The organism is Microbulbifer maximicatervae (SeqCode) (genome assembly GCF_052467325.1).
Genome location: NZ_CP174310.1, coordinates 2,223,793 through 2,237,236 on the forward strand (window position 1 = coordinate 2,223,793; position 13,444 = coordinate 2,237,236).

The 13,444-nt window shown below is 43.3% G+C and carries 14 protein-coding genes; 9 read left to right on the forward strand and 5 right to left on the reverse strand.

Features of this window, described 5'->3' with window-relative positions; all coding sequences use genetic code 11:
- Positions 1–220 precede the first annotated feature (220 nt).
- The 4 genes from ACJJIE_RS10005 (at position 221) to ACJJIE_RS10020 (ending at position 3,677) form a co-directional block, all read left to right on the forward strand.
- On the forward strand, positions 221–1,225 hold the full coding sequence (locus ACJJIE_RS10005; RefSeq protein WP_444894497.1) for a chromate resistance protein ChrB domain-containing protein: 1,005 nt from the start codon (positions 221–223) through the stop codon (positions 1,223–1,225).
- Between the two features lie 29 nt (positions 1,226–1,254).
- On the forward strand, positions 1,255–1,944 hold the full coding sequence (locus ACJJIE_RS10010; protein WP_444894498.1) for a hypothetical protein: 690 nt from the start codon (positions 1,255–1,257) through the stop codon (positions 1,942–1,944).
- Between the two features lie 155 nt (positions 1,945–2,099).
- The gene (locus ACJJIE_RS10015; protein ID WP_444894499.1) at positions 2,100–2,918 is read left to right on the forward strand and encodes an AraC family ligand binding domain-containing protein; all 819 of its coding nucleotides are present in this window, start codon (positions 2,100–2,102) and stop codon (positions 2,916–2,918) included.
- Between the two features lie 129 nt (positions 2,919–3,047).
- A complete protein-coding gene (locus ACJJIE_RS10020) occupies positions 3,048–3,677 on the forward strand; it encodes a LysE family translocator (RefSeq protein WP_444894500.1) in 630 nt (209 codons plus the stop codon).
- A gap of 14 nt (positions 3,678–3,691) precedes the next feature.
- Here ACJJIE_RS10020 and ACJJIE_RS10025 read toward each other — a convergent pair whose 3' ends face one another.
- Both ACJJIE_RS10025 and ACJJIE_RS10030 read right to left on the reverse strand, forming a co-directional pair.
- Positions 3,692–4,936 (reverse strand): cation:proton antiporter, encoded by a 1,245-nt coding sequence (locus ACJJIE_RS10025; protein ID WP_444894501.1) that lies wholly within the window; start codon positions 4,934–4,936, stop codon positions 3,692–3,694.
- Between the two features lie 1,377 nt (positions 4,937–6,313).
- Positions 6,314–7,606: a hypothetical protein gene (locus ACJJIE_RS10030; protein WP_444894502.1), complete on the reverse strand. Its 1,293-nt coding sequence runs from the start codon at positions 7,604–7,606 to the stop codon at positions 6,314–6,316.
- A gap of 431 nt (positions 7,607–8,037) precedes the next feature.
- Between ACJJIE_RS10030 and ACJJIE_RS10035 the strand changes: the two genes are divergently transcribed.
- The 3 genes from ACJJIE_RS10035 to ACJJIE_RS10045 all read left to right on the forward strand — a co-directional run bounded on the left by ACJJIE_RS10035 (position 8,038) and on the right by ACJJIE_RS10045 (position 10,035).
- Complete coding sequence (locus tag ACJJIE_RS10035; RefSeq protein ID WP_282931909.1) at positions 8,038–8,505, forward strand: hypothetical protein; 468 nt, start codon at positions 8,038–8,040, stop codon at positions 8,503–8,505.
- A 131-nt stretch (positions 8,506–8,636) separates the two neighbouring features.
- The gene (locus tag ACJJIE_RS10040) at positions 8,637–9,728 is read left to right on the forward strand and encodes a PA0069 family radical SAM protein (protein ID WP_444894503.1); all 1,092 of its coding nucleotides are present in this window, start codon (positions 8,637–8,639) and stop codon (positions 9,726–9,728) included.
- 4 nt (positions 9,729–9,732) lie between these two features.
- Positions 9,733–10,035 carry a GIY-YIG nuclease family protein gene (locus ACJJIE_RS10045; protein WP_444894504.1) on the forward strand — a complete coding sequence of 101 codons (303 nt, stop codon included), beginning with the start codon at positions 9,733–9,735 and terminating at the stop codon, positions 10,033–10,035.
- Between the two features lie 18 nt (positions 10,036–10,053).
- Here ACJJIE_RS10045 and tmpT read toward each other — a convergent pair whose 3' ends face one another.
- From tmpT to ACJJIE_RS10060, 3 genes are all read right to left on the reverse strand, one after another.
- Complete coding sequence (tmpT, locus tag ACJJIE_RS10050; RefSeq protein ID WP_282931906.1) at positions 10,054–10,692, reverse strand: thiopurine S-methyltransferase; 639 nt, start codon at positions 10,690–10,692, stop codon at positions 10,054–10,056.
- Positions 10,693–10,939: 247 nt separating this feature from the next.
- Entirely contained in the window at positions 10,940–11,449 is a 510-nt protein-coding gene (locus tag ACJJIE_RS10055) for a DUF1097 domain-containing protein (RefSeq protein WP_282931905.1), read from the reverse strand.
- Between the two features lie 333 nt (positions 11,450–11,782).
- The gene (locus ACJJIE_RS10060) at positions 11,783–12,481 is read right to left on the reverse strand and encodes an SDR family oxidoreductase (protein ID WP_282931904.1); all 699 of its coding nucleotides are present in this window, start codon (positions 12,479–12,481) and stop codon (positions 11,783–11,785) included.
- 13 nt (positions 12,482–12,494) lie between these two features.
- Between ACJJIE_RS10060 and ACJJIE_RS10065 the strand changes: the two genes are divergently transcribed.
- Both ACJJIE_RS10065 and ACJJIE_RS10070 read left to right on the forward strand, forming a co-directional pair.
- Positions 12,495–12,857 (forward strand): DUF3301 domain-containing protein, encoded by a 363-nt coding sequence (locus ACJJIE_RS10065; protein ID WP_444894505.1) that lies wholly within the window; start codon positions 12,495–12,497, stop codon positions 12,855–12,857.
- 8 nt (positions 12,858–12,865) lie between these two features.
- A complete protein-coding gene (locus tag ACJJIE_RS10070; protein WP_444894506.1) occupies positions 12,866–13,087 on the forward strand; it encodes a DUF1653 domain-containing protein in 222 nt (73 codons plus the stop codon).
- The last annotated feature ends 357 nt before the right edge of the window (positions 13,088–13,444 follow it).

A 13,444-nucleotide genomic window follows, 5' to 3' on the forward strand; every position in this document is an offset into this window, starting at 1 on the left:
GCAAGAAATAAGGAAGTTAGGAAATTCTACTCACCTGTCAATAGTGACAAAAATAGCAAGACGGGATAAATATAATTTCAGTGAAACTACTTCTCACTATTACTGAGCACCAGTAAAAAACCACTTCCACCACAAAATAAATTCTTGCTAAGCTTTCAAGACAAATAAACTTTACCGCATACAAATTAGCAATTTTTGTGCCTTAGTAGTGGAATGCTCTGTGTTCAAGTTAAGATTTTTACCCTTCTTCCTGCTAACAACTGCAATATCTCTTTCATCCCGTGCTGAAATTTCCCCATCCCCCAGGGAGCCTGAACCCACCTACCACACCACGCATGGACTTGGGCCAGACAAGTGGGCATCTGCATGGTTACTTTCACAGCACTTGGATCCCGGCAGCCGAATAATTATCCACCCCCTACATGGCGATACTTTTGAGCCAAAAAAATCAGCAAGTTTTGACTCCGAAGGTGCAACCTTCCATCGCACCCAGCACCAATCAACATTTGAAGTACTAGTAGAGTCCTTCGAAGTTTCAGATCCAAAGCTGGTAAAGCTAGCAAGCGTTATCAATGATATTGAAGTAAATCTATGGCGCCCCAATAGAAATCCGGAATCCATCGTCGTAGAAACTGCATTTAGGAAGCTGCAACGAGATTATGGTGAAGAAAATATTACACTTGACTGCTACAGCCAGCTTTTTAGCAACATTTACGAGTGGATAGACAGTGATAGCCAAGAACAGGTTATAGCCAGCCAAACCAATCTAATACCAGATCAGCAATGCACAAAAAATACTAAAGTAGCTTTTAACAGTTCTACAAGGCTTGTACCTGAGATTAAAGCCTCGGAGCTATTCGATCACATAAGAAGCGGCAAGAACGTTGTCTTTGTTGACACTAGAGAAAGCAATGAATTTGCCGAGGCCCATATTCCAGGAGCTGTAAACATTCCCATACGCAGCTTAGGCAAGCAGCTCCCCAAATCACTGGAGAGCGCCGACATCATTATAAGTTATTGCGTTAAAGACTTTAGGGGCTTTGAGATGGCTAAAATACTTCGCCGGCGGGGATTGCAGCAAACTGCCATACTCAATCCCTACGGCATAAGAGGTTGGATTGAAGCTGAGCTTCCCGTTGCTGGCACTAAAGCGCTGACCGAACAGCAAGCTAAGGCCAACTTAGAGCAATGCATTAACGACAAAGAATGCATTAAGAATATTTAATATTTGCACTCACTTATAAAAGCGACATCATGCAGCAAGCCAATACATCCACGGAAGCAACTTTTATTGCACCGATCACTCTTACAGCTTTTAAAGCTCTAGCACTATGCTTTACCCTAATAACACCAGTTGTACTCTGGAGTGATACGACTGGCAGTATTGCCGACTACTTTACTTATGAAATACCTAAGGGACAATTAGCCTACATACTCTCAAAACTATTCGGGCTTCACAGTATTTTCTTACTGTGGCTACAAGTATGCTTGGCACTGGCCAATCCACTAGCCTCCCGGAAAATAGTTACCAGAAAGGTGCATATCATTCTTGGAAGTATGGTTTGTGTTACCTTTCTTCTGCATGCAGGCTTATTTATTGCTGCCACATCTATTAGAACTGGACACTCTACACTCGGCAACCTAATACCTACTTTTTCTCATGGATTCTATAAAACCAGCGTTTCAATAGGAGCTATTGCATTTTGGGCGTTAATTGGGTCAGCCTTGGCTGGAACAATGCGCGCGAACCGAAAGCTCATTGCAATCTGGCTACACCGCCTCAGCTTACCGGGCCTAATTTTGGGTCTGTTACACAGCATTCTAATTGGCACTGAAGCTGGATCAGTCATGATCATCGCCACTTATTGCTTGATGATCTCCAGTGTCATAACTTTAGCTCTAGCTAACTACCTCAAGTATATGAGGGGCACCAAACCCAGCTAAAGATAATCCCTAGCTAATAATAAGCACAAATAGCTGCGGATATAACCGCAGCTATTTTCCTCCCGCTCTTTCATTTCTCCACTCTCACCTGTAACTTTGCGTTACCACCCTTCCTTTCTGTATGGTAATAGTCACTTCTCATATGGGAAATATCAATGAAAAAGGAATTCTCTAAAGCCTGGCGGAGCCCAAGCCATAGTGGCGTAGAGCTTTTTCACGCCTACTTTCACAAGTTTTCCTTTGCCAAGCATTGGCACGATGAGCTTGCTATCGGGATCTTCCTCTCCGGTGTAGAGAAGCTCGATTATCGCGGGGAGACTGTAACCCTCCCCCAAGGAACCCTCGCTGCACTCAACCCAGGGGAAATTCACACCGGCTTTTCCGGCAGTGACTCCGGTTGGCACTACCGTATGTTTTACTTTGACACAGCTCTTATTGAGGAGACCCTTAGGGAGCACAGTCAAGTCAACCAAACACCCGTACCATTTCTAAAAGGGCCGCTACTGGATGACCCTGAGCTGTTTCAGCTACTTTACAAGCTGCATAGTAGCCTTGAAGTGAGCACTCTATCCCTATCAACAGACACTTTACTTACCTTAGCAATCAGTCAACTTTTTGCTCGACATGGCGACCAAAAAATCTACCCAAAGTCATCGCCAAATAAGCAGGGCGCCTTGAGAGCCCGCGCTTACTTACAAGAAAACTGGCAGAGAAATGTGACTCTGGATGAGCTATGTCAAGTAACTGGCATGAATCGATATCAGCTTATCCGTAGTTTCAATACCCAATTTGGTGTTCCCCCCCACCAATTCCTAATACTCCTGAAAGCCCAAAAGGCCCGCACATTATTTCGCACAGGGGCTCAGATTGCAGATGTAGCTATCGATTGTGGGTTCTTTGACCAGAGCCATTTGAGCCGTAACTTCAAACGTGCATTCGGCATTACACCCGCTCGCTACCTAAAATCTGTGTAGCGCAATTTTGTACAAGAAACTCGCCCCCACTCCCCTTAACCTCATCTACCACCAAGAAAATAAAGTTCACCTTCAGGGAGTGTGCCTATATCTCTTGGTTACCTCACTGAATCAATACGAGTAATACATATGAGCTTAGAGTTTGTGTTGGCCTGGTTAGCAGTAATGTTCCCCCTAATTTTTAGCCCAGGCCCAGCCAATATCACTTTTGCTGCAGCTGGGGCTAGCTTGGGCATTCGCGGCTCCTTACCTTTGCTGGCGGGCATCGACATTGTGTTTCTAGTTAAGGCCTTATTAGTCGGCTTCGGATTTATGGGCTGGCTCATTCACTACCCTTTGGTAATGACCATCCTACAATGGACTGGCTCCATCTATTTAATTTACCTTGCTTACGTTTTCATACAACCCAGTAAAGCGCCTGGTGATACCACAATAAAATCAGTCAGTATTTGGCAGGGAATGCTTATTCAAAGCATGAACATTAAAGCTTGGATGATAGTAATTACCATGTTTTCCGTATTTGCACCAAAACAGGGGGAAGGTGCCGAGAGTAGTGTTATCACCTTAATTATTATGATTACTATACTTAACCTTATAACACACTTTTCATGGATCACTTTTGGCCGGACTTTATCAAAAGCACTTGCGAGTGATAAAAATAGAAGTTTACAAAATAAGTTTTTCGCGCTCAGCCTGCTTCTTGTTGCCGTGTGGTTGGCAGCTGATAATCCCGCCGCTATTAGCCTAACTGCAGGATAATTAAGGCGACTAACTCAAAGGTTTAATTTGTGAATTAGGCGACCACTGGTGGTACCCTGTACCAACAAGGAGAAAAGAACTACACCAAATACCATAGATTGAATTGTCCACCAATAGGGCAATTCAACCGGAAGAGAAAGCACCAAGGCGACCGCAATAACTCCTCGCAGCCCCCCCCAACTCATCAACAACCGCCAGGATTTAGGTATTGGAGGGCCAACAAAGCGAGTTAAAGGTGACACTAAGAATACGGATAATGCTCTGGCTCCTAGAGCGGCCGCTGTAGCAATAATCATTGCCAGCCACTGATGGCTAAACATTTCAAAGGTAATTACCAACCCCATGATTACAAAAATAATGCCGGTAAAAAATAATCCCATCCACTCCCAAGTTGGGCCTGCATGAACCAAATAGGTATCATTTTGCTTACTTAAACACCCTCGAGCAACAATTGCACATACCATTACCGAAATAATACCTGATACATGAAAAATACTCTCTGCCAGATAAAAACTCCCAAACGCAGCGATCACTAAAGTCATAAGTGCCGCACTAGAGGAGCGTAAAAATAATATGATTAGAGTGGTTATCAGGCCACATATAAGCCCAATAGCAACCCCCCCAAAAAATACCATACAAAAATATAACGTTACGGAAGTTACACCCAACGATGGAGCTTCGACCGCCATCGAAGAATTTTCAACGAGACCATAAGTCGCCAAGCCCAACACTAAGGAATAGAAAACTACCGCTGCGGCGTCATTGAAGAGGCTCTCTCCATCCACCAAAGTTAAGAGATCCTCTCCCGCTTTTTCCTGGCGCAACTTATTAACTACAGAAACTGGATCTGTAGCCGCTAAAATAGCTCCCGTTAACATAGCCGCCACCCAGGGAAAACCCTCTGGATGGCCGATACCGTAATAAGTAATTGTTGCGATAAGAACGGCACAAATCACCAAACCTACCGTAGAAAATAACAGTACAGGACCAATCCAGCGCTTTAAAATTTTTGGCTCCAATTGCCATGCAGACTCAAAAATTAACACCGGCAAGATAACAAAAAAAACCAACTCCCTGATACTGGTTGCGCGCAAACCTGTATCATAGTCAATTATGGGTAGCAATAAAGCTGCCAGCACTCCGGCAACAAGACAACCAAGCGTATTATCAATCCGCAATATTCTCGCGATACCCAAACCTATAACTGCAGCGACAGCAAGGTATAATCCTTGCCCTACAACAGTGACTACATCACTCACCGAGCCACTCCCTTTGCCAATATATCCAAGACTCAAATACAGCAACGCTCACGCTAAAATCCGACAACAAGCTCATCTGGAACTACCATCTACAATTAAATCATTTAAAGTGTTCCTGTAGCTCTCTAAGAAGCACTAAACAATCTATTGACTGGTTAATGAGACACAGCATTCAAAGACACATTTACTATTCGATAAGTCATACATGTCACTGCCAACATACAATGATCACCGTGCCAACATATAAACACACCATGCTAAATTTCAAAATATATTTTATACAGAACTTGTTTTGTACTAGTAGGGATCCACTATTCATACAAACTCCAAGCCTATCCAGTAAGGTTCAGTCGTTGCACTTTGGGGCCTAGCAACAAGCCGACTGCTTCAGTATAGGCATCCAAGATCATTCTCCTACGCTATGACTCATAAGTTTCTCATTCGCTCTTTAATAAAATCATTCCTAGCGTTTTTTCTGTCTATCAATCATTAAAGTCGCATAAGTAGCTACCATTGTCACCTATTCTTTCTAAGCAGCCATCGTCTACTCATAAGCCGATGACTGGAAAAATGTCCTGATATAACCATTTGCGATTAAATCTCTACTTCGTAATTCTATCCTTTATTACACCCAAAAACCTCCTAAGCCATTTATTATGGCATCCAAGTGTAATTATCCGACCTCTCCCCTTCTCGCAGAAAATATCGAGACCTGTCTACTGAATCAATGTTCATCGCCAAGCTGGTCACAATTATTACCAAACCACCAACTAGAGACCTCGCATAATCAGCCACTAAGCTAAAAAAATAAAATCTGCTTATCAAAAACAAATACTCTAGCCCTTAGAAAAGAGATCATGTAACACCTCCATATATCGACCTATGAACGCAACATTGTTTTTTAAAGTAGTTCCTGCAGCCATTTTTCTATATCGAAGATTGTGTAAACAGACTCTACCTTTTAGCTAATGGGATCTTTTTAGCCAGGGCAGAAAGCACCTGGTACTGCAGATCTTCTGCATGGTCTAGAAAATTAGCTAGGCTTACATCCTTTCACAGCGAGGACAGTCATTCAGTATAGACAATATTATGAATTAGCATATTAACATCCCATACCCTCACAACTAAACCCGCCCCGAAAGAAACCTCATTGATAAAATTTCAACTTGAAACCCTTTGCAACTTTACGCCCATCTGAGTTTTGCAATTTATATCACCTCTTTAAGCTCAAGATTTAGCTTTTTATATAAAAGTTATTCGCACACAAAACAACAAAAGAATTAAATTTAAAATTACAGACACAAAAACCACAACAAGACAATAGCTGCCATCCCCTGACAAATTAGAGGGCTAGAAAAATCAACTTTTCCATCTTGCTCAATCTTGCACTTCAGAAACGGTACTATTTATTATTTTTTTATATTCATCGACATAAAGGCTCACATTTTTCTTACTCATTAAGGGCTCACAATACCCCAACACAAAAACTCCATGGCGATATGTTGTATAAGTAACAATCATTAATGGACTTATACCATTATGCTGGGTAACCATTCCCCTCTCCAGCTCAAAGTAACGCATATTTTCAGCCACAAACCTCATACTCCCCAAGTTTGACAGGCAAATTCCTGACAAAAAAGTATCATGCTTTGCTGTAATTTCATGAGCCACCTGAATAATTTCTTCTATATTATACCCAGCACTCAGATTTTTGGTCAGAGGCAACTTTCCAATCATCACTGAGTCAATTTGAGATTGTAAATATTTAGCGATCTTGATAACTCCCATCGAGGTACTCTCTAGCGGTACATTTAAACTAACCGTTTGGGAGAATGAGCCAACAGACTCAAATGGAATCGGCGGAGTACAAAGCTGCCTCGCATCCAAGGCAATAATTATTTCTGACAAGTTTTTTTCAGTTTCTAAAACTCGCGCTGCCAGTACTGCTACGGCACTATATAGTGCTGTTGGCTTTATAAGGTTATTCTTTGCAACCTTTATAATCCGGCCGACACTTTCCATTGGTACAGAGTAGGAGGTAGCACATGCTCTCCGCTCATGAACGCTTGCACTCTTTTCTGTTGCCCAAAAAAATCCGGCTTTATTCTTGTGTTGAAATTCTTCCTCACTAGAAAACCCTGCACTTCCAAGCCTATCAGCAATACTCTCCAATAATGGGAGTGATGGAACTCCAATAGGTTTTTTATGGGAGCATAGATAATTATCAAGGTCCAAAAAAAGCGTCACTATGGCTCTTCCATCAAGTGCGGCATGGATACTAGCAATAACAATCCATTCTACATCTCCCATTTGATTGGTGTACAAGGTAAGACTGTAAACGCATTTTTCACTATCTAAACAACTCATCCCATGAAACATAAATGCTTCTTCAAACTTTATCGCCTCTTCTAGCGGAATGATTTGATTCGGAATGTCACAAAAATCAACATCGCACACCCATCGTAGTCGCTGCCCCCTAGCTACTCGGGCACGCAAAAACGGGTGGCGCGAATGCAAGTAGCTAAAGCCTTGGCGTACATCCTCTACACTTAATGGCTCACAAACCCTAATAAATGAAATAAGCTGCAATCCACCTCGTGACTGCCTGGTCAATTCAATATATAGCGCTTCTTGCGGCCCCAACTCTCTGGAGTAATGCTCTCGACTCATACTTCACATAAAAGCAAATGGCCTATTTACTCATCTTAGACAAAAACAGGGACCAAAAAACATTATCTAAGTGATGCTCCTATAAAAACTCGCCGAAAAGGGTTCACATATCAAATTAGTGGCTATTGCTAGCCCGCCAGAAAAAGGAGATTAGAAATAGAAAAAGCAATGTTGCTATATATCAACCAGTTATTCAGCCGATTACCAATAGGTACAAATGCCTCACAGATCCTAAAGGCAAACAATATCGAACCCGCATAGAGCTGATGACACAAACAACAAAAAACACTAAGCTCAACTTAAACTAATAAAATACTATTGGCACTCCGAAAATTCACCCCATCAACAATCTACTTTTAACGCCAATTGGTACTGATATAGCTACATTCCGACAGTTGGATTTCATACTGAAGCATAACAAGGAGAAGACCATGAAGGACAAGCTAAAAATACAAAAGGTTATAGATGAACTTTACAGCGGAATTTCTGGTCCTGCGGGATTTAAACGGGACTGGAAGAGGCAGGAATCATTATTTACTTCTGACGCAAAAATGATTCGTACATTTGTTGATAGCAATGGTATGCCTCAATCAACAATCCTAACCGTACAGGAATATCCCGAAAATTTTGAAAATCTGATTGCCGGCCGTCCGTTTTACGAGATAGAGATCCACAACATCATTGAGCGATTTGGGAATATTGCCCATGCCTTCAGCATCTATGAAGCCTGGTCCGATAAAGAAAGAACTCAGTTCATTAAAAGAGGAGTAAATAGTATTCAGCTCCTTAATGATGGCGAGTCATGGAAAGTAGTACACATGATTTGGGATGACGAAAGATCAGGTCTAACAATGGATTCAAAATACAATCCTGCAGCACTGCCTGAGTCCAGCTTATAAAAACAGGTAAACCCTGAGGGGCTCAGCCTCTCAGGGAACCGTATTCACACTATCCAGTTAAATCCACAAGGCCTTGCAATTCGTCAAAAGTACAGCGTAAACTGTACATTAATACAGTTATTGTTATCGCAATGTCAGATCACTCTCACAACAAATCAGCGCCATTGTATAGAGGCCGAGGAACTGCCAACAACCTCCCAGGGCGCTTTGCTAAGCAGTACAGCTCCAGTGAAAATGACGGCTGGCAAACGGAACCAGATGAGCCGGTGAGGTTAAAAACCTCCTCCATTGAAGAAAAATCGAAAACTATCATTTCAACCAATCAATCACCTGATATTCCGTTCTCTCAATCGATAAATCCCTACAGAGGCTGTGAACATGGCTGTATCTATTGCTACGCCCGTCCTGCCCACGCTTATATGGATTTGTCACCCGGCCTAGACTTTGAAACCAAGATTTTCTATAAGCCGAACGCAGCTGAACTGCTAGAGCGGGCTTTACGAAAGAAACACTACCAGTGCAGCCCCATCGCACTGGGAGCCAATACCGACCCCTATCAACCCTTGGAGCGGGAAAAGCAGATAACTCAAGGCCTCCTAAAAATCATGCTGGAATTTCGCCATCCGGTCACCATTATCACCAAAAGCCAACTAATCTTGCGGGACCTCCCTATTCTGGCTGAAATGGCACAAGACAACCTAGTACAAGTCGCTATCAGCGTAACCACACTAGATAACGGCCTTAAGCGCAAGCTTGAACCAAGGACCGCTGGCCCTGCAGCTCGTCTGCGAACAATTGAACAGCTGAGTTCAGCGGGTATTCCTACTGCGGTGCTCGCTGCACCTATGATCCCCGCTCTCAATGACTGCGAACTGGAATCGATTCTTTCAGCTGCGCGGAAATCAGGGGCTGTAAGAGCCGCATATATCCTATTGCGTCTCCCCCATGAAGTTGCCCCTCTATTTCGGGAATGGTTAGAGGTACACTACCCAGAAAGGGCAAAGCATGTCATGAGCTTGGTACAGCAAAGCCGTGCAGGTAAGGACTATCAAAGTGAGTTTTCCCAAAGGCGCATTGGCACAGGAATATTTGCTCAACTACTCCAAGGACGCTTTCAGGTAGCAGTTAAGAAGCTGGGCTTGGATCATCGGCGCCTAACCTTGGATTGCTCCCAGTTCAAGCCGCCACCTCGCACTAATGAGCAGCAGGATTTATTCTCTTGAATCTATGGGCTATGTAAAAAAGAAGGAAGAGCTGGGCGTGAATTGGTTTCTCTATCTTGTTCGAACGGCCAGAGGAACACTCTATACCGGTATAACCAATGATTTGGAGAGGCGCTTTGCTGAGCACTGTAGTGATGGCCCAAAAGCGGCAAAAGCACTACGAGGCAAGGGGCCCCTTACGCTCGTGTTCTCTGTAGAGCTACCCGATAAATCAACCGCCTTGAAAATGGAGATAGCCATTAAGAAGTGGCCAAAATCAAAAAAGGAAAAACTAATACTTGGCTCTCATTCTCTGCCAGAAACTTAGCTTGCAGAGAAACCTTTATCACTTTGGTATTAACAGCCACGCCTCTTCTCTAGCAGGAACCTTTCCTTTTAGCCCCCCGACAACGTCTCTTACCGTCAAAACCTGCAAGTCATAATCTGCATCATAATATTCATAAATCAAATGACTGCCGACAGAAAATGGAGGGCCTGGCATCCGGGCTTGTTCATATTGAAAGGATATTAAAAGTTGCGGTGCGACCTGGGTAATATCCAGTAAATGCCTGACATATCGCTCGCGAATATCTGTAGGTAAGGCTACCAGAGCAGCTCGGTCATAAATGGCTGCAACCGGCCCCAACTCTTCCCTACTCAGTTCAAAAATATTACCAACGAAAATATCAATATTTAAACTGGAGTAACACTTCAGGCTGCCAACTTCTCTTATTTTGGGTGCCACTGACATTTCAATAAATAGTTGCCTGACTGCGTCTTCACTAAGTTCACAGCCTACAACTGAGATATTCTGCTGCAGTAACCAAGCGATATCTTTGGTCTTTCCGCATAGCGGCAAGAAAATACGACCACTTGAAGACAAATCGAGCCTGGGAAAGAACTCTATCAGCAATGAATTTCCGGAAGTCTCATGAAAACCAATATCATTTCTTTCCCACTTATCATGCCAAAAATCTTCTTTCACACCTACCTCCCCATAATTCAAGCTGAAAAAATCGAAAAAACGAGTTACATCAAAGAAGAATTATTCTGTAGTATTTCTGTTCAATACTAAATTCGGGCTCATAGGGCTCAGTAAAGGCCAAAGCTATAACGAACACCATTGCCGTTGACACCACTATACGCTTTAACACCGGATAATATCTCTACACAAACTTATTTAGCACCTGATCATCTTTTTCGCGCAATACTCACTGCAGAAAATTTAGTAATCAACAAGTCCCCACTGTACTTTCCTGACGAGGCCAAAAAATATCGATCAGCCCGGCAAATACTGCCCCAATAGATACGGTAGCGATTAATTGAAAGTAGGTATCCAGTGTGACATCCAACTGAGCGAGAAACGCAATAAGGATGCCAATGGTATAGCTGGGAATATTCCGAACACCTGTCACCAACCCCATAGCCCAAACGCTGATAATGGAAAAAATCAATGCAATTGGTCCAATCAATATACTTGGATCAATCTGCCATTTATAAGCTGCCGCTTGTGCCCCTAGACCCAATCCAAGTCCGGTCACTACACAAGCGAGGTTATAGGCACCGGCCCGCAAATCACGACCTCTGGAGTAATAAGCAACAACTCCCAGTACCGCTACCCAAATTGGCATCCCTCCCAGGTAACCCACCAATGCCGCGACTATAAGAACCGCTAGAATTGGCGACTTCAGTAACCTGGGGGAAAAGTTCTCACTGCGGGTTAAACTACCGAGCCATTTCATGATTTTCACTCCTTCGTAGGCATCCTTGCCTAAAACGTAAAACCCGCCAATTCAGTAAAAGGGTTTTCTTGTGTCACTCCGTGGTATGGGAGTCATTTTCAAGGAGTTTTCACCCGAGGCGATAGAAGGCTTCTTCCACATTCTTGCCTAATCTTGCAATCAATAGAAAACCTCGTTGCAGGACAAGCAGGTGTGCGCTCAGAAGTAAATACAATGAGTTCGGCACTTAAATCGAGCAGATTCTCAAGACCTTGTATCAGACCTGTATACTGTGTGCGGGAGCCGCATTCTAGAGGATTCTTGGCGAAGTTTTGTCACACGCCATTACAAGCATTACCAAGGAATTTCTGCTCCGTCATAGTTAAAAAATCGACCTGTTTTTGCCAAATTTGCAGCTAAAAGCAGCCTTTTTATTCCAGCAACACTTTCCTCAGCAGAAATAAGGGCTCCCGGGCCTCCCATAGCCGTTTTCACCCATCCCGGGTGTAAAGTGAGAACCGTGATTCCTCTAGGCTCTAAATCAATAGATAGACTCTTAACTACCTGATTAACGGCAGCTTTAGATGTTCGATAAATATACCCGCCACCAGAGCGATTATCGGCGATACTACCCACCTTACTACTCATGACCGCGATCAATTTGTGCTCACTAGCCGCAACGTTTTCGCAGAATGTTTCAGCCATCATATAGGGGGCAATAGTGTTGGACTCTAAGACTCGCCGCCACTCTCCACGATCAACAGACCCAAACCCTACTCCTTTGGGTCCGTAGTAGCCCGCATTGTTAAGCAATATGTCAATTGGCTCCCCCTGGAATGCCTTGCCCAGCGAGATCATCTGCTCATAGTCGGTTACATCTAATCGTATCAACTGTATTGAGGAGGGGTAGCGCTGCTGAAGTACCTCAAGTTCCACTGCCTTTTCAGGCTCCCGGCAACAAGCCAGAACCTTCCAGCCGATCTCGGCAAACTGAGCACACATTTCGAGCCCAATTCCACGGTTACAACCGGTTATTAAAATCGTGCCGGACATTGGCGCTCCTTAGGTGTTATTCTTGCAAGAAAGCGATCATAGCAACTGTATAGCAATGTATTACACTCTTAGCGACATACTGTGGCTCTCCCTGTTCTTTTTGGTTCTCTGGTATATCTGGGCCAGTATGGCAGCTAAGGAACATGTCCGGCGAGCAGCCTCTGAACATTGCCGACAGCTCGGTGTTCAACTGCTAGATGACACCGTGCTTTTGGTGCGTACTCGAATCAGAAAAGATAAGAGAGGGTTTTTCAGTCTTCACCGCAGCTATAAGTTTGAGTTTACTTCTACAGGCGAACATCGTTACTCAGGCACTGCAGTGCTACATGCAAATCGCATCGAACAATTACAGCTTGCCCCCCATCACGTGAGTTAGAGGTATCTATGCAACGCGGCCTATATCGCCACTACAAAGGAAATCTTTACGAGGTTTTACATACAGCAAAACACAGTGAAACTGAAGAGGTAATGGTTGTCTATCGCGCCCTTTATGGGAGCTATGGTGTCTGGGTGTGGCCACAAAGTATGTTTAAAGAATCGGTTTCTAAAAATGGTACTTGCGTGCCACGCTTTGAATTGATTCAGGCATTTGATATTGCCGCCTAGGTGGGACTGACATATCAACTATTTTTTGGAGGTGCTATCGCCCCTCCAACCCCCTCCTCTTCTTGACTCTTACTTAAACTAAGTTAAAACGCGCAATTATCACAACCTTTATCCAATATTAATTTTTCAATATTTTTCAAATAAGTAAGTGTATTAAATGCTACAAAATAGACCTGTAGATTACTGACATTAATTAACCAAATTACTTTCCATTTCAGATTTAAAGGAATTGCACGTCAGATATTTCTTTGCTTTCCCACTTCAAAATATGCCCTTTCGCACATTCCCTCCAGCCTAATCTAGATTTCATTATTGCGACATAAATCGGTCAAGTCCGTGCAATAATCGATTTGTAAC